This window comes from Peptoniphilus indolicus (assembly GCF_900454665.1).
Classification (GTDB): domain Bacteria; phylum Bacillota; class Clostridia; order Tissierellales; family Peptoniphilaceae; genus Peptoniphilus; species Peptoniphilus indolicus.
In genome coordinates this window covers 1795117-1811721 of the sequence record NZ_UGTH01000001.1, presented here as the reverse complement: position 1 = coordinate 1811721, position 16605 = coordinate 1795117, and the positions used below count along the sequence as shown (strand labels likewise).

General features: G+C 33.9%; 21 protein-coding genes, 1 pseudogene and 1 riboswitch. Of the genes and pseudogenes, 3 read left to right on the top strand and 19 right to left on the bottom strand.

Annotated elements, in window-relative coordinates:
• Window positions 1-48 precede the first annotated feature (48 nt).
• The 4 genes from ribH to ribD are packed head-to-tail and all read right to left on the bottom strand — an operon-like array spanning window position 49 to window position 3459.
• Window positions 49-519 (bottom strand): 6,7-dimethyl-8-ribityllumazine synthase, encoded by a 471-nt coding sequence (gene ribH, locus DYE58_RS08700; RefSeq protein WP_004821467.1) that lies wholly within the window; start codon window positions 517-519, stop codon window positions 49-51.
• Window positions 519-1733, bottom strand: coding sequence for a bifunctional 3,4-dihydroxy-2-butanone-4-phosphate synthase/GTP cyclohydrolase II (locus tag DYE58_RS08695; protein WP_004821466.1), 1215 nt, complete (start codon window positions 1731-1733; stop codon window positions 519-521). The genes ribH and DYE58_RS08695 overlap by 1 nt, the downstream gene beginning before the upstream one ends.
• A gap of 9 nt (window positions 1734-1742) precedes the next feature.
• A complete protein-coding gene (locus DYE58_RS08690; RefSeq protein WP_004821464.1) occupies window positions 1743-2387 on the bottom strand; it encodes a riboflavin synthase in 645 nt (214 codons plus the stop codon).
• Window positions 2368-3459, bottom strand: a complete 1092-nt coding sequence (ribD, locus tag DYE58_RS08685; RefSeq protein ID WP_281269845.1) for a bifunctional diaminohydroxyphosphoribosylaminopyrimidine deaminase/5-amino-6-(5-phosphoribosylamino)uracil reductase RibD — start codon at window positions 3457-3459, stop codon at window positions 2368-2370. The genes DYE58_RS08690 and ribD overlap by 20 nt, the downstream gene beginning before the upstream one ends.
• 114 nt (window positions 3460-3573) lie before the next feature.
• Window positions 3574-3689: riboswitch (FMN riboswitch) on the bottom strand.
• 141 nt (window positions 3690-3830) lie between these two features.
• On the opposite strand from ribD, the gene DYE58_RS08680 reads away from it, so the two are divergent.
• A complete protein-coding gene (locus DYE58_RS08680; protein WP_004821460.1) occupies window positions 3831-5516 on the top strand; it encodes a Na/Pi cotransporter family protein in 1686 nt (561 codons plus the stop codon).
• A 165-nt stretch (window positions 5517-5681) separates the two neighbouring features.
• Here the strand turns inward: DYE58_RS08680 and DYE58_RS11205 are convergent.
• Window positions 5682-5897: pseudogene (locus DYE58_RS11205) on the bottom strand (transposase); the annotation flags it as partial.
• A gap of 70 nt (window positions 5898-5967) precedes the next feature.
• On the opposite strand from DYE58_RS11205, the gene DYE58_RS08670 reads away from it, so the two are divergent.
• The gene (locus tag DYE58_RS08670) at window positions 5968-6486 is read left to right on the top strand and encodes a helix-turn-helix domain-containing protein (RefSeq protein ID WP_115312211.1); all 519 of its coding nucleotides are present in this window, start codon (window positions 5968-5970) and stop codon (window positions 6484-6486) included.
• 5 nt (window positions 6487-6491) lie between these two features.
• Window positions 6492-6992: an IS630 family transposase gene (locus DYE58_RS08665; RefSeq protein WP_115312210.1), complete on the top strand. Its 501-nt coding sequence runs from the start codon at window positions 6492-6494 to the stop codon at window positions 6990-6992.
• A 126-nt stretch (window positions 6993-7118) separates the two neighbouring features.
• Here DYE58_RS08665 and DYE58_RS08660 read toward each other — a convergent pair whose 3' ends face one another.
• The 14 genes from DYE58_RS08660 to hydE form a co-directional block, all read right to left on the bottom strand.
• Entirely contained in the window at window positions 7119-7493 is a 375-nt protein-coding gene (locus DYE58_RS08660; protein WP_004821457.1) for a RidA family protein, read from the bottom strand.
• Window positions 7490-7837: a ribosome silencing factor gene (gene rsfS / locus DYE58_RS08655; protein ID WP_004821456.1), complete on the bottom strand. Its 348-nt coding sequence runs from the start codon at window positions 7835-7837 to the stop codon at window positions 7490-7492. Before rsfS ends, DYE58_RS08660 begins: the two co-directional genes overlap by 4 nt.
• A complete protein-coding gene (locus DYE58_RS08650) occupies window positions 7838-8743 on the bottom strand; it encodes an LCP family protein (protein ID WP_004821453.1) in 906 nt (301 codons plus the stop codon).
• Window positions 8727-9302, bottom strand: a complete 576-nt coding sequence (gene yqeK, locus DYE58_RS08645; RefSeq protein ID WP_004821451.1) for a bis(5'-nucleosyl)-tetraphosphatase (symmetrical) YqeK — start codon at window positions 9300-9302, stop codon at window positions 8727-8729. The genes DYE58_RS08650 and yqeK overlap by 17 nt, the downstream gene beginning before the upstream one ends.
• A complete protein-coding gene (gene nadD, locus DYE58_RS08640; RefSeq protein WP_004821448.1) occupies window positions 9299-9892 on the bottom strand; it encodes a nicotinate-nucleotide adenylyltransferase in 594 nt (197 codons plus the stop codon). The genes yqeK and nadD overlap by 4 nt, the downstream gene beginning before the upstream one ends.
• Before the next feature lie 10 nt (window positions 9893-9902).
• On the bottom strand, window positions 9903-10190 hold the full coding sequence (yhbY, locus tag DYE58_RS08635) for a ribosome assembly RNA-binding protein YhbY (protein WP_004821446.1): 288 nt from the start codon (window positions 10188-10190) through the stop codon (window positions 9903-9905).
• A 7-nt stretch (window positions 10191-10197) separates the two neighbouring features.
• Entirely contained in the window at window positions 10198-11463 is a 1266-nt protein-coding gene (obgE, locus tag DYE58_RS08630; protein ID WP_004821444.1) for a GTPase ObgE, read from the bottom strand.
• Between the two features lie 114 nt (window positions 11464-11577).
• Window positions 11578-11856 (bottom strand): 50S ribosomal protein L27, encoded by a 279-nt coding sequence (rpmA, locus tag DYE58_RS08625; protein WP_004821442.1) that lies wholly within the window; start codon window positions 11854-11856, stop codon window positions 11578-11580.
• A complete protein-coding gene (locus tag DYE58_RS08620) occupies window positions 11856-12200 on the bottom strand; it encodes a ribosomal-processing cysteine protease Prp (RefSeq protein ID WP_004821441.1) in 345 nt (114 codons plus the stop codon). Before DYE58_RS08620 ends, rpmA begins: the two co-directional genes overlap by 1 nt.
• Window positions 12200-12505: a 50S ribosomal protein L21 gene (gene rplU, locus DYE58_RS08615; protein ID WP_004821439.1), complete on the bottom strand. Its 306-nt coding sequence runs from the start codon at window positions 12503-12505 to the stop codon at window positions 12200-12202. The genes DYE58_RS08620 and rplU overlap by 1 nt, the downstream gene beginning before the upstream one ends.
• A gap of 124 nt (window positions 12506-12629) precedes the next feature.
• Window positions 12630-12797, bottom strand: a complete 168-nt coding sequence (locus DYE58_RS11075) for a hypothetical protein (RefSeq protein ID WP_004821437.1) — start codon at window positions 12795-12797, stop codon at window positions 12630-12632.
• A 21-nt stretch (window positions 12798-12818) separates the two neighbouring features.
• Complete coding sequence (locus tag DYE58_RS08610; protein ID WP_004821435.1) at window positions 12819-13952, bottom strand: GTPase; 1134 nt, start codon at window positions 13950-13952, stop codon at window positions 12819-12821.
• Complete coding sequence (hydG, locus tag DYE58_RS08605; RefSeq protein WP_004821433.1) at window positions 13927-15339, bottom strand: [FeFe] hydrogenase H-cluster radical SAM maturase HydG; 1413 nt, start codon at window positions 15337-15339, stop codon at window positions 13927-13929. The genes DYE58_RS08610 and hydG overlap by 26 nt, the downstream gene beginning before the upstream one ends.
• Window positions 15320-16396 (bottom strand): [FeFe] hydrogenase H-cluster radical SAM maturase HydE, encoded by a 1077-nt coding sequence (gene hydE, locus DYE58_RS08600; RefSeq protein ID WP_050794623.1) that lies wholly within the window; start codon window positions 16394-16396, stop codon window positions 15320-15322. The genes hydG and hydE overlap by 20 nt, the downstream gene beginning before the upstream one ends.
• Window positions 16397-16605 lie beyond the last annotated feature (209 nt).

The window sequence follows — 16605 nt, the reverse complement described above, 5'->3', positions numbered from 1 at the left end:
TTTTAGCAAATCTAATTTGCCATTAATCCAAAGCTCTTTTTGTATACTTTAAATATTTTTTATCTCTTTCATAAGATTAATAGATTCTATTACCGTCATTGCAGCATCATAACCTTTATTACCTGCTTTTGTACCAGCTCTTTCTATAGCTTGTTCTATAGATTCCGTAGTCAAAACTCCAAAAGCCACAGGTAAATTAGTGTCCAATGAAATTTTTGCCACACCTTTTGAAACTTCACTACATACGTAATCAAAATGAGGTGTACTCCCCCTTATAACAGCTCCCAAACAAATCACTCCATCATAATTTTGTGTATTTGCCAATTTCTGTGCAAAAAAAGGTATTTCAAAAGCTCCCGGAACCCAACATACTGTTATGTTGTCATCTTCTATCTCATGTCTTTTCAAACAGTCTATAGCGCCACCAAGTAACTTAGATGTTATAAATTCATTAAACCTACTCACAACAATCGCTACCTTACTTCCCCTTGCTGAATAATTTCCCTCAATAATTCTCACTACATAACCTCCTCAGTTTTAAACTCTTGTAAAATGTGACTCATCTTTTTAGCTTTCGTTTCTAAATAAAATCTATCCGTTTCATTTGAATGTATTTCTATTGGCACTCTCTTAGTAATTTCCATTCCATACTCTTCAAGATCATATACTTTATCAGGATTATTTGTCATAAGTTGTAACTTCTTAACTCCTAAATCCTTTAAAATTTGAGCCCCTATATAGTACTCCCTTGCATCTTCAGGAAATCCCAAAGCTAGATTAGCCTCTACAGTATCCATTCCTTTATCTTGTAGTTCATAAGCTCTCAATTTATTTATAAGGCCTATTCCCCTGCCCTCTTGTCTCATATACAAGACTATTCCTCTGCCTTCTTTTTCAACTCTTCTCATAGCTTCAGCTAATTGGTCCCCACAATCACATCTCGCAGAACCAAAAGCATCTCCCGTCAAACACTCAGAATGCACTCGGCACAATACATCATTGCCATCTGATACATCACCTTTTACCATTGCAACATGGTGCTCTCCATTCAATTTGTTTATATAACCATAAGCTGTAAATATTCCATGCTTTGTTGGAAGTTTGCACTTTGTAACTCTTTCTACTAACTTTTCATTTGTCTTTCTATATTTTTTAATTTGGTCTATGTGAATAAACACAGCTCCCAAACTATCAGCCATTTCCTTTAGTCTATCTCTCTTCATCATTGTGCCGTCTTCTTCCATTATTTCACAACACAATCCTATTTCTTTTAAACCCGCAAGTCTTAACAAGTCTACAGTTCCCTCTGTATGTCCTTCACGTTCTAAAACACCGCCGTCTTTAGCTATTAGAGGAAACATATGCCCCGGTCTTCTAAAATCAATTGGCCTTACGTTCTCATCACAACACATTCTCGCCGTAAAAGCTCTCTCCTCTGCTGAAATCCCCGTAGTTGTTTCAACGTGGTCTATTGAAACAGTAAATGCAGTTTCATGATTATCAGTATTTTTACTCACCATTGGCTCTAAACGAAGCCTTGCCGATTCCTTTGAGCTCATCGGCATACAGATAAGCCCCTTTGCCATAGACGCCATTCTATTTAAAGTTTCAGTCGTTGCAAACTCTGCCGCTAAAATCATATCCCCTTCATTCTCTCTATCCTCGGCATCCAAAACAAATATTATTTCACCTCGTCTTAACGCTTCCAATGCTTCATCAACTGTATTCCACATAATTACCTCCTAAAAACCATATTTTCTCAAAAATTCCATATCTATCTTAGACTTACTACTTTCATTTTCAAATTCAAAATATCTATTTATATATTTTCCCAGTACGTCAAACTCTACGTTTATGCCATCTCCTAAATCTAAATTTCCTAAATTTGTCCTTGCCAACGTCTCAGGAATAAGAGATACCGTAAAAGAATTTCTACTCACATTAGCTAAAGTCAAACTCACACCATTTAATCCTATGGAGCCCTGTGCAACAAACTGCGTTTTAAATTCATCATCAACACTTATTTCAAGTAAATATCCATCTTTATTTGGCGTTTTGGAAATGACTTTTCCAACCGTATCAACATGCCCTTGAAGAATATGTCCCCCTAATCTGTCCATTGGTCTTACAGCTCGTTCCAAATTCAATTTACTCCCAGAAACCAAACTATTTAATGCTGATTTTTCAGCCGTAACACGCATCATATCAGCTGTAAAAAAATCAGCTCCAAAACTTGTAACCGTTAAACACACCCCATTAGTTGCAATACTATCGCCAAGTTTCACATCTTCTAATACCAATTTTGAATCAACATAAATAGTTAGCCTGTCGCCTCTCTTTTCAATTTTTCTAAGTGTTCCTATTTCCTCAACTATCCCCGTAAACATCTCTCACTCCATGTATTAAAATGTCTCCATCTAAATTTTTTGTGCTTATAATATTAAAATTCAAACTATCAGATAAATTTAATATTCCCTCTCCATCGTCCACAGATTTTCCGCCGCCCAACAACTTTGGAGCTATATAATGATAAATTTCATCTACCAATCCAGCCCTTATAAACGAAGAGTGAACTTCAGAACCCCCCTCAACTAAAATGTGAGCGATATCTCTTTTTAATAGTTCATCACAAATTTCATTTAAATTTAAACCTTTCTCATCTCTCGAAACTCTTACTACTTCACAACTCTCAATTAATTTCTCACGCTTTTCAAAATCAGATGAGCTTGTAAAAACAATTGTCTTAGCTTCCGAATTATAAATATTGTAGTTAGAATTTATTTCAAGTTCACTGTCTAATAAAATTCTAATTGGATTGTCTCCCTCACCACTTCTGTTAGTTAAGAATGGATTATCTTTACTCGCTGTATTTTTTCCCACCAATATTCCGTCTACCTTGCCTCTTAAGATGTGTGAATCTTTCCTTGAAGTAGAATTTGTAATCCACTTGCTTTCTCCAGAGCTCGTCGCTATTTTTCCATCAAGAGTTGTTGCAAACTTAAGTGTTATAAATGGTCTCTTCTTAGATTTATTCAATAAAAAAACTCTGTTTTGAAACTTTGCTTCCTCTTCAAGCATTCCAACTTCTACATCAATTCCCTCTTTTTTTAAAATCTCTATCCCTCTGCCAGAAACTCTCTCGTCAGGGTCTTTTATCGCAACCACAACTCTTTTTAACTTTTCTTTTATAATCCTATCAACACAAGGCGGCGTCTTCCCATAATGTGAACATGGCTCTAAAGTTACATACATAGTTGCCCCTTCTGCCATTTTACTCACTTTGTTAAGTGCATCCACTTCCGCATGATTATCGCCAAATCTGTGATGATAACCTTCAGCTATTATCTTGTTATTTTTAACCACAACTGCCCCAACCAATGGATTGGTCTTTGTAAATCCTCTTCCAAGTTCTGCCAGTTCAAGAGCTCTCTTCATAAATTTATCTTCTTCAGAAAGTATAAGTACCGCCTCCTTACAAATGAAACAAAATCATATTTTCTTACATAAAAAAACCGAAGCTCACAGAGCTCCGGATGGACGTCAAATCATAGCAAAATAAAATTATCCTGCATAAATACTCTTCTCCCATCCGGACTATAACCGTCGGTATCGGAATTTCACCGATTCAATCTTTCGACTCGTGGACTATCACCACCGGTGAGGAATTACACCTCGCCCTGAAGAAATATGAAAATGTTTTTCTTGTTAATAAAATAACATAAAAAACTTTAAAAGTAAACCTCAAATTTTAATTTTAAAATGGTTCATAATTATAAAATTTGTTATAATTAGAGATGTTATTTATATAATAAATTATACGGAGGAAATTAATGGACCAAACAATTACTCTTGCTGAAATTAATTGGCAATTTATAGCAGGAGGTTTAGCACTTTTCCTATACGGTATTAAACTTATGGGAGATAGTTTGACAAATTTTGCCGGCACTAAGATTAGAAGTTATATAGAAAAATATACATCTTCTCCAATCAGTGCAATATTTGTAGGTATACTCATGACGGGTATAATGCAATCATCATCAGCCACTACAGTAATCGCCATAAGCTTAGTTAGAGCAGGTCTTATGAACCTTAAACAAGCTATAGGTATAACACTTGGTGCCAATATAGGTACTACAGTTACAGCAATCTTAATAGGTTTTGATTTAGATTATTTAGCATACTTTATTATATTAGTTGGTGTTTTAATATATATGCTCTCTGACAAAAAGAGAAGTACTTATGCCGGTGAAATAATAATAGGATTTGGACTTTTATTCATTGGACTGAATATGATGGGTGGCGCCCTTAAAGATTTAAAAAACATTGAAGGCTTTGAAACTTTTGTTGTTAAAATGTCAACTACACCTGTCCTTGGAGCTATAGTTGGTGCAATAGTGACAGGAGTAATACAATCTTCAAGTGCCATCGTAGGTATTGTACAATCACTATACCAAACAGATGCACTAACACTAAAAGCATCTCTTGGATTAGTATTTGGTGCCAATATAGGTACTACAGTAACAGCTCTTTTGGCATCAATTGGAGGAACAATATCAGCTAAAAAAACATCTATGTTCCATATAATATTCAACGTTGGCGTCTCTATAATATTCCTAATACTGCTAACACCATATTATCATTTACTACTATTAGTATCAGAAAAATTTGCACTAAATAGAATGATGACAATAGCTGTTGGACACTTTATGTTCAACTTCTTAGGTATGTTAATATTTTTACCATTCATTTCTAAATTTGGTGAAATACTTGATAAGCTAATACCTGGTAAAGATGAACTTGCAATTGATTATGGTAAAGTCGAATTTGATGAACAAATGATTAAAAATTTCCCAGCCGGTGCTTTAAAACAAGCAAGACTCGCTATCGAATCTGCTTCTGCGCTAGCTCTTCAAACTCTTCAAACTTCACAACAATATCTTGAAACTGGAGATAAAAAATACTTTGACAAAGTAAACCAAATAGAAGAGATAGTAAACTCACAAGACACAGAAATAGCAACTTACCTACTAAAAATTTCAAAAGAGAATCTATCTTCAGATATGATTTTGGAATACTCAGTAGATTTACAAGTTCAAAAAAACTTCGAAAGAATTTCAGACTTGGCTCAAAATTTAGCAGAATACTATGCAATGATTTATGATTCAGGAGAAAAGATAAGCGAAGATGCAATGGAAGAATTAAAAGATGTATATGACCTTATAAGCAACATCTATGTAAATGCTGTGGAAGTTTTTAAAACTAATGATATAACTCTTTACGATACAATGAAAGATGATGAAAACAAATTAAATCAGTTAGAATATCAGTTGAGAGAATCTCATTTCAATAGACTTACTACAAAACACGTAAAAGCAACTGTAGAAACTTCTCTTTTTGTAGACATCATCGGTACACTTGAAAGAATTGGGGACCACGCATTCAACATAGCACGTATAACTTTCAAGCCAATCAAGACACACGATGAAAAAACAAATCCTTCTGAATTCTTTGAATAAACAAAAAAATCCTCGGTAATAACCGAGAATCAGAATGAAGACAAACCCAGGTTTTTCCTGGGTTTGTTTTGTAATTATTAGCTTTTTAAAGTATTTTTTTAGATTCGTATAAAATCTTGATAATTTTTCCAGTAAAAGACCTCCATTTAGGTCTATCTTCCAAAGTATTTTTGCTAATTTTTTCATATTTAGACACGCAAATGTAAGTGCTGCTTTCATTCTCATTTTTTGTATACCTTTCATGTTGGTATATCTAAATCCATGAAATTCTTTTGCACTTCCAAATTGACGTTCAATAGTTTCTTTTCTTCTTTTATACTCTTCTTTTCCTACTTTTGTATACCTGTATTCTTCTGATATATGAAGATAATCTTGCCCAATATGCCTACTTATACTAATATCCGTTAAACAATAGATACAATTGTGTGATTTAATGTAGTATAATAATATTATGAAAGATATACAAAAACAAATTCAAGAATTAGAAGTAGAACTCAAAAAAACTAATAACAAAAGAGAATATATAAGGATTAAAGCCATAATACTAAAACTTAAAGGCAACAGTGCCAAATCCATATCTGAAAAATTAGATGTTGGAAAATCTACAGTGTTCGCATGGTTAAAAGCATATAGAGAAGATTCTGTAAACGCATTAAAAAATAAAAAAAGACAAGGCAATCATAGAAATCTCTGCTTTGAAGAAGAAAAAGAATTCCTAAAGCAATTTGAAGAAAAAGCAGAAAGTGGACAAATAGTAACAGCCAAAGAAATAGAAAAAGCATATGTAAAGCTTGTAGGACATTCCATAGGAACGGGTCAAATATATAGAGTACTAAAAAGACACGGATTTAGAAAAATAATGCCAAGAAGTAAACATCCTAAGAAAGCAAGTAAAGAGGTCATAGAGACCTCAAAAAAATTAACAGCAGAGCAAAAGAACTTAGAAACGTTAACCCGGATAAAAAAGTAAGAATAATGTTCCAAGATGAAGTAGGATTCAGTCGCATAAATAAGCCGAAATACTGTTGGGGTAACCATAAAATAAGACCATCAGTACCTTATCATCATTTAAGAGAATACAGATATACTTATGGAGCAGTAGAACCAACAACAGGAGAAAACTTCTTTTTAATATTGCCGTATTGTAATACAGACTGTACGAACATATTTTTAAAAGAACTCTCCAAAACCTATAAGAATGATATGATACTACTAGTATGTGATGGAGCAACATGGCATAAATCCAAAGGATTAAGAATACCGGAAAACATAGAAATAATGCATATACCACCATATACACCAGAAATGAACCCCATAGAACAGATTTGGAAACAAATTAGGACTATGGGATTTAAAAATGAATTTTTCCACACATTATCAGACGTAGTGGATAGGTTGTGTGAAACGATAAATAAATTAACAAAAGAGATGGTTAAAAGTATCACCAATAGGGATTGGTTGTATATCTATATTTAATAGGATAATAATATTAGCTGCTATGTGTTGATTTTTACATAAAATGAGAGGCTCGATTTTATGAGCCTCCCCAATGTTTGACATAGAGCCAAAAATAGAGCCTTTCAAAGGCTCTACTTAAGTAAATTATAATTCAGCAATTGCTTCTATTTCAAGAAGACCATTTTTAGGAAGTTTTCCAACTTCTACACAAGATCTTGCTGGTTTGTGGTCCCCGAAAAATTCAGTATAAACTTCATTTACTGCTGCAAAATCGGCTATGTTATCTAAAAAGATATTTACTTTTACAATTTTATCAACGCTTGAACCAGCTTCTTCAACAATAGCCTTTACATTATCTAAACTTTGTTGAGTAGCTTTTTTGATATCATCAGTTACTAATTCCCCAGTTTCTGGAACTAACGGAAGTTGTCCTGAAGTAAATACTAAATTACCAACTATCGTACCTTGTGAATATGGACCTACTGCTGCAGGTGCCTTTTCTGTTTGAATTATTTTCATATTTCCCCCTTGTCACTAAAATTGTCTCTATTAGACCAAAGTCTCTCAATATTATAGTATTCCCTTTCATCTTTATGGAATACATGTACTATTATATCATCAAAATCCAATAGAATCCATCTCATTGAATTTCGGCCTTCTTTATTAGTAGGTTCAAATCCAGCCTCTGCCATCTTTTCTTCAACTTCATCTGCTATAGCAGAAACTTGAGTTGATGAATTGCCACTAACTATGACAAAATATTCTGCAATACCTGACATCTCTTGAATATCCAAAACTTGAATATCCATGCCCTTTTTATCTTCACATGCGTTTTTTATAATCTCAAGTTTTTTATTTACCATTTACTCTCCTTGCTTTAAATCCAATTCTCTAAGCAATTTATCCGTCGCCTTTTCATCTAGAAAAAAATAAGAAATCTTATTCTTGTATCCAGCTCTACCAGGTAAAGTATGCTTTTCTATATTTTCCATTCTAAACCCACCAACATTCTTTCCAAGCTTCATAACAGTTGAAAAAGGCATATTGGTATCAGTATATTGCTCATACGCCTGCAGTAAAAGTGGTGCCTTAAGCCAAGTTTTAGGCTCCTTCAACTTCGACAAAAAAGCTCCGGCAAATTGTTGCTGAGCTTCAACCCTACCTAAATCTTGATTGACATAGCCCTTTCTAAATCTTAAAAACTGTATAGCCTCTTCGCCATTTAAAGTTTGGACACCCTTTTTAAGATCTATATGTAGAGGAGGATCAGAATACTCATCATTATATTTCATATCCATAGGAACGTCCACTTCCACTCCATCAACTACATCAGTTACCTTTTTTACAAAGCCGTAGTCCACTACAACATAATTCTTTATATTTGTTCCCAGCGTATCATTAATAGTCTTTAAAGTCAACTCAGGACCACCAAAATTGAAAGAATGATTTAATTTTTGTCTTCCATGTCCCTCAATCTTAGCATAAGTATCACGCGGCACAGAAATTATATCAGTCTTTCCAGTCCCGGTATCAATACTTACAATCATCATAGTATCTGAACGTGTGCCATTTTCAATATTCTTAACGTCCTTTACGTCCACTCCCATAACTATAAAAGTTTCTCTTTTAGTACTATCATTAAACACTTCATTAAAGAAATCACTAGGATTTTCAATATGGTTTTTTAATAAAAAATATCCTATAGACCCTACAAACACTACAATAAGAATTAATAATGTAGCAAAAAACGCCTTAAAAAACCTTCCCATTCTTCATCTCCAATAAATAATTTCTGGCATCAAAAGTATATCTCGCAATATAATTCATATCTTTTGCCAAAAATAAAATTGTATTATTTAAACTTTCAAGCATAGCTAAATCAATGTCCTCATAACTCAACTTACGAGCCCTCTCAACACCATTAAAGTTTCTCATAGGCTCTATATAATCAGCCAAGTATATAACCTTGTCCAACATAGTCATGTTAGCTCTGCCAGTAGTATGAAATCTTATAGCATTTAAAATTTCTTCATCATCTATTCCGTATCTTTGCTTCGCTATTTCAGCGCCCAAAAAAGAATGAATTATCTGTGGTGAAAAATGCATATCATGAGTGAGCTCAAGATTATATTCCCTGCATTTTTCTAGTAGCAAACTCAAATTTCTTATCTTTGCACAGTCGTGAAAAAGGCCCGCTATCTTAGCTTTTTCAATATCAACACCATATCTATTAGCAAGTTTTTGAGCTTCATCTGCCACTCTTAAAGTGTGTTCAAATCTCTTTTCTCCTATTAAGAAGATTATTTCCTCTCTATATTTTTCTATCACTTGTACAATTCCTTCTCTTTTATAAAATCTATAACAACATCTGGAATGAGATACTTAACTGATTTATCCTTAGAAATTCTATTTCTCAAATCAGTAGACGAAATTTCATAAAGCGGAGTTTCAATTATGTGAATCTTGGCATCATACTTTTGCTTTAAATACTTCAGCTCAAGAGCCAAAATTTGAGTAGACACATATTCAGGTCTAATAGCACAAATAAACTCAACCTTTTTAAATAAAAGATCTATCTTTTTCCAGGTCTTTAATTGAAAAAGAGTGTCTGAACCAATTATAAAATAAAATTTTCCGTCAAGCTTACCTTCTAAATTAGAAATAGTGTCCACAGTGTAGCTTATGTCACTATTTTTCACTTCAATATCTGAAATAGAAAAATACTCATTTTCCTGAACTGCCAACTCAACCATCTCATATCTAAGACTTGCATCAGTAGTTTTCTTATGAGGTGGATTTCCAGTTGGAACAAAAATTATCTCATCAAGTTCCATGTCCACTCTAATATATTCACTTATCATCAAATGTCCAAGATGAATAGGATTGAAAGTCCCACCCATTATGCCATACTTTTTCATTATTTAAACCTTACAGCTCTATTTTTTTATTTTCCTTAGATTCTCTATAAATAGTAAGTTTATTTCCTATTTGTTGTACAAACTCAGCATTTGTAGCATCTAATATCTCTTCTACAATCTCTCTTGCTTCTACAGGTGAATTCTTTAGAACAGTTATCTTGACCAACTCATGGTCTTCCAAACTCTTATCTATTTGAGATAGCACTCCATCTCCAATACCACCTTTGCCAACTTGAATCAATGGATTTAAAGTGTTGGCAATTGACTTTAAATATGATCTTTGCTTTCCTGTTAACATTTTACTCCTATTCAAAGAACTCAAACTCGTAGTCTCCGATAAACACTGAGTCACCTTCTCCTACGCCAAGTTCCTTAAGTTTTTCCACAACTCCGTTCTTTCTCAAATTCTCTTGGAAATAACGAAGTGAATCTCTATCTTCAAAATTAGTAGACCTCAACAATTTGTCAATATAAGGTCCATCTACAATAAACTCATCATTTTCTGTATATACCTTGATTCCATCTTCACGAACTTCCTCTTCAACGTGGATTTCGTCATAAGTTTCATATTCCTGCTCTTCAACACTTTGAAGTTCAGTATAAACAGCCTTCATGAGCTCATTTAAATTTTCAGTAGTGGCCGCTGAACCAGTAAATATCTTATAATTAGATAACTCTTTCTTTACCCTTTCAACATTCTCCTCACTCCCAGGTATATCAGTCTTATTTAAAAATATAACTTGCCTTTTTTGAGAAAGCCTTTCATTGTAATTCTTCAATTCCTCATTGATTTTGTAGAAATCCTCAATTGGGTCCCTACCCTCTTGTCCAGAAGCATCAATTACGTGAATCAAAACCTTGGTTCTCTCAACGTGTTTTAAAAATTCATCACCAAGGCCAATTCCCTCACTTGCTCCCTCAATAAGACCAGGAATATCTGCAAGCACAAAACTCATCTCATTTCCAAGACTTACAACACCAAGATTAGGCGTCAAAGTTGTGAAATGATAATTTGCAATCTTAGGCTTAGCCGCAGTTACAACAGAAAGCATAGTAGACTTACCAACATTAGGAAAACCTACAAGTCCTACATCCGCAAGCATCTTTAACTCAAGAATAACTTCCCTTTCTTGACCACGAGTACCAGCCTGTGCAAAAGAAGGTGCTTGTCTAGTAGAAGTAGTATACTTCGCATTTCCCTTTCCACCACGTCCACCTTTGCAGATGACAAACTCATCATCAACACTCTTTAAATCAACTATAACTCCGCCAGACTTAGCATCTTTTACAAGAGTTCCCACAGGAACACGCAACACTATATCTTCGCCGTCTTTGCCAAACTTTAGCTTGTTCATTCCATTTCCGCCACTCTCAGCCTTATAAACCCTTTTATATCTAAAATCCATAAGAGTATGCAAACCTGAATCAGTCTTTATGATAATATCTCCGCCACGTCCTCCGTTTCCACCTGCAGGACCGCCAGCCGGCTCATATTTTTCTCTTCTCCAAGCCACGGCTCCATCTCCGCCATGACCCGCTTGTAATTTTATCTCAGCTCTATCTATAAACATATTTCATCACTCTTTAATTATATCATTTAAATCCTGCCAAACTTATTAAAGTAAAGCTAAGATTTCTATAATATTTCTAAGAAAAAAAGCCGTAGGTTTCTACGACTTTTGTGTTTAAGCGTAAACGCTAACTATCTTTTTGTTACCTCTGCCCTTAGTTTCGAATTTAACTACTCCATCTGCAGTTGCAAACAGTGTATCATCGTTACCACGCATAACGTTTAGTCCCGGATGGAACTTAGTACCTCTTTGTCTTACAATAATGTTACCGCTAAGTACAGGTTGTCCGTCACTTCTCTTAACTCCAAGTCTCTTAGAATTAGAATCACGACCGTTCTTTGATGAACCTACACCCTTCTTAGAAGAGAATAACTGTAAATCAAACTTTATCATTATCCCACCTCCTGTGAGTTGTTATCTACTTTAAGCATCACATGCTCCGAGTAATTTTTTTCCAACAAGCTTAGTCCCTCAATTAAAAATAAGAAACTATCTTGTAACTTTATATAATCAGATTTATTTTTGAAAACTACCTTTAAATATCCCGAATCTTGTTCATCATAGATATCCCCTTCAGCAATACCCAAATTGTTTATTGCTTGAAAATAAAGTGTTTGAGTGAGAATTGAAACCCCTGCACACACAATATCATACTCAGAATCTCCATAATCAGCATGCCCCTTAGAGCTAAATCCGAAATATAAATCATCTTCCCTATAAAGAGTTACCTCAACCATTAGTTAATAGCACTGATTTCTACTAACGTGTATGGTTGTCTGTGTCCTCTTCTCTTTCTTTCGTTCTTCTTAGATTTGTATTTGAAAACAACAATTTTCTTATCCTTAGCTTGTGCAAGAACTTTAGCTTCTACTTTAGCTCCTTCAACATAAGGCTTACCAATCTTAGTAGATTCTCCACCAACTAAAAGGACTTTGTCAAAACTTATGTTAGAACCTTCTTCAACGTCTAACTTTTCAACCTTAACCTTGTCTCCAACTTTAACTTGGTATTGTTTACCACCTGTTTCGATTACTGCGTACACTGTAGCACCTCCTCATTTTCAAGACTCGCCTAATAGGTAATTAAATTTTAAACCTAGTTCGTGCGGTTACTCTTGGTATGTTAACACAAAGGCTTGTGTTTTGCAAGAAAAAAGCTATTAAAATTCACTTTTTTGAGCTATTTAATTCCTTAAAATTTTTATAACCTGAATAACTCAAATATATAAGAACCACAAACCCAAAAATTATTTGAGTACATCTACTGAATAAATTAGTAAAATAAAATACAAGACCTATCAATAAAATTATCAATCCAATAATAAAATCTTTCAATCCATATTCTCCTCATAAAGACTAGTACTCCACTTTATCTAAAATCCCTTTTAATTTTGATATTGTTAGTCCATAGTTTGTAACTGGGACTCTAGCGTTTTTTGCCTTTTCTATTCGATTCATTACCCTCGCTCTATTAAACATACAACTTCCACACATAATTATCAAGTCATAATCTAGTTCTTTCGGGAAATCTAGTCCTCTTGAAAAATCTATTTGCATATCTCCATACTTTGCTCTTAGCATCTTTGGAATTTTAATTCTCCCTATGTCTTCTTCAAGTGGAGCGTGTGTACAAGCTTCTGAAATTAAAATTTTAGAGTTTTCATCTAACTTATCTATTTTTTCTGCGCCTTTTACAAGTTCTGTTATATCACCCTTGGCTCTTGCCATTAGTATAGAAAATGAAGTTATCTTAGAGTTTTTAGGTTTTAGTTTATATACCTCTGCAAAGACTTGCGAATCTGTTATTATCATATCCGGCTCGTGTTTTAAAAGGTTTAAAGTCCTCTCTAAATCATCTGTTTTACAAGAAAAAACAGAACATCCTAAATCTAGAAGGGATCTAATAGCTTGAACCTGTGGCAAAATCAATCTGCCCTTAGGGGCTTGCAAGTCTTGTGGCATTACCAACACAACAGTTTCTCCACCTACTAAAAGTCCTTCTAGCAATGGCCTTTCGCCTATCAATTCTTTTGCGACTTCTCTTATCTTTGCTAAAATTTCTTCTTTGACAAATTTGGTGTATCCTTTTTTTTCTGAGCCGGAGTTATTTATCTTTATAAGAGGTTTTTTTATGCTCTTTAATATTTCCAAAAGTTCATCATTAGTCTGATTCCTTTCAATATATATTAAAATATCACACTCTTCTAATACTTTTTTTGTACGCTCGACTCTCTTTTCTCCAAGTTCTGAATAGTCGTCGAATCCCGCGGTATCTATTAGCGTTGTAGCACCAACGCCTTGAATCTCCATCGGTTTATAAACCGGATCTGTAGTAGTTCCTGAAACACTCGACACGAGTGATGTTTCCTGCCCTGTCAACAAATTTACCAATGTCGATTTTCCTGCATTTGTGCTTCCAAAAATCCCTATATGAATTCTGTTTCCCTTTGGAACTTTAATTCCTTTAGAATCTAAAATCTCTTTCTCCACTTTTTATTTTCTCCAAGTATTCTTTAGTTCTCTCTCTAACTTTTTCATTCTTTATTACTCTCAAATTTTCTTCTATTATTCTATTTCCCTCTTCAAGAGTCTTTTCATTTCCATAGTCGCACATATATTCTTCAAGGGTTATCAATGCATTTGGATGGCAACAGTTCACGATTTGTCCGCTCTTTAAAAGACTCATAAATCTATCTCCTGTCCTTCCTTCTCTGTAACAAGCTGTACAAAAACTTGGTATGTGTCCAAGTTCTAAAAGCCAGTTAACTACTTCTTGCAATGACCTTCTATCTGATACATCAAATTGTGCCGACTCAGATTCTATATCTTTTATATATCCTCCGACAGCTGTTCTTGAGCCCCCCGATATTTGACTTACCCCAAGGTCAAGAGCCTTTCTTCTCATTTCCATAGATTCTCTTGTGGAGATTATCATTCCTGTGTATGGAACTGCTATTCTAATGAGGGCTATTAATTTTTCAAATGTTTCATCGTCTAATGCGTTTTTAAAATCTTCTGTATCTATGTCATCAGCCGGGCAAATTCTCGGCACTGAAATTGTGTGTGGACCGACTCCAAATGTGGCTTCTAAATGTTCTGCGTGCATTAATAGGCCTATGAGCTCATATTTATAGTTTTCAAGTCCGTATAGTACACCAATCCCAACATCATCTATTCCCGCTTCCATTGCTCTATCCATTGCTTCTGTATGGTATGCGTAGTTTGATTTTGGTCCTGTTGGATGAAGTGCTTCGTAATTTTCTTTGTTATATGTCTCTTGGAAAAGTATATACGTTCCTATTCCGGCTTCTTTTAATTTTTTATAGCTTTCAACGTCTGTAGCGGCTATGTTTACATTGATTCTTCTGATTGAACCATTTTTATGCTTTGTATCGTAAATTGTCTTTATACTTTCCAACACATAATCTAACGGATTGTTTACTGGGTCTTCCCCCAGCTCAACTGCTATTCTCTTATGTCCCATATCTTGCAACGCGATTACTTCTTGTCTTATCTCTTCTTGTGTAAGTTTTATTCTTGGAATACTCTTATTTTTGCTATGATAAGGGCAGTACACACAACCATTCACACAATAGTTTGATAAATAAAGTGGTGCAAAGAGTACGATTCTATTTCCATAAAACTTTTCTTTTATCTCTCTTGCTATGGACTTCATCTCTTCTATGATTTTTTCATCTTCACAGTTTAATAAAATAGCAGCTTCTCTATGTGCAAGTCCCTTTAAACTTCTGGCTTTTTCTAAAAGTTGTCTATGTAATTCATAGTTATCTTTATTTTTTTCCCCGTATTTTAATGATTCTAAAATTTCATCATTATCTATAAATTCAGTAGCTAACTTACTTTTTACGTTGTACATCTTTAAAATCTCCTCTATTCATAACAATATGGTAACCTAATTCCCCAAACATATTTTTCAATTCTTCTAAATTCTCTGCCGCTTCTATTTTGAAACAAGCTTTATCTTTGTACAATGCATAATCTTTTCTTCTGTAAGTTGGTGTCATATTCGGCATATATACATTCGCCGCGTATTCTATCGCCTTATCTCTCCACTCTTTTGACAGTGTCGCAAGTGAAGTCGTAGCCGGTATATTTGCCCTTGGGAACATAATTCTCAAAATGCATAGTAAAAACACCGTAAGTTCCACCGACCCACTATCTTCATTTTCAAATGGTGTCCCTTTAGCCGGTATAAAAGGTCCTATCCCAACCATTTCAGGATTTAACTCCGATAGATAGACTAAGTCCTCTGCTATGTTTGATACTGTCTGCCCTGGTGACCCAACCATAATTCCTGAGCCTGTTTGAAACCCAAGCTTTTTTAAATTACTTAAAGCTTGTAACCTATGCTCTTGGCTCATAGATTTTGGATGGAGTTTATAGTAATGTTCTTGATTTTTGGTTTCGTGTCTCAATAGAAATCTATCAGCTCCCGCCAATCTATATTTCTCCAAAACATCAAATTCTTTTTCGCCAACTGACAGAGTTATCGCCGTTTCAGGATTGATTTTTTTAATCTCTCTAATTATCTCTATCAGTTCTTCATCTTTAAAACCTTTATCTTCTCCACCTTGTAATACAAAAGTTTTAAATCCTATTTCCGTTCCGAGCTTCACACTCTCTAATATTTCTTCTCTAGAAAGTCTGTATCTATTTACATCACGATTTGAAGCTCTTATTCCACAGTAGTAGCAATCATTTTTGCAACAATTTGAAATTTCTATAAGCCCTCTAACATATATTTCTTTATTGAAAAATCTTTTTGTAATTGCTTTTGCCGAAAGATATACTTCATCTAATATCATATCTCTATTTTCTATTAGCAATTCAAATTCTTCTAGTTTTAAGTTTCTCGTCTTTAACAATTTATCAAAAACTAGATAAATATCATTTTTAAAAATCTTTTTATCCATCTTAATATCCTCACAAACTAAGAAAATTATAGCACAAAACAACAGTATTAATATTAAATTTAAATAAATTGGTTTGCATTAAAATTAAAATTATTTTATGTCTTTAAATGGCTTGAATTTTAAATTTTCTAAACTTATAAAAATTCTCTCTAAATATTTCAAAGCAACTAAAAACAGTATACTTTTATTTGCTTTTTACAAATTTTATT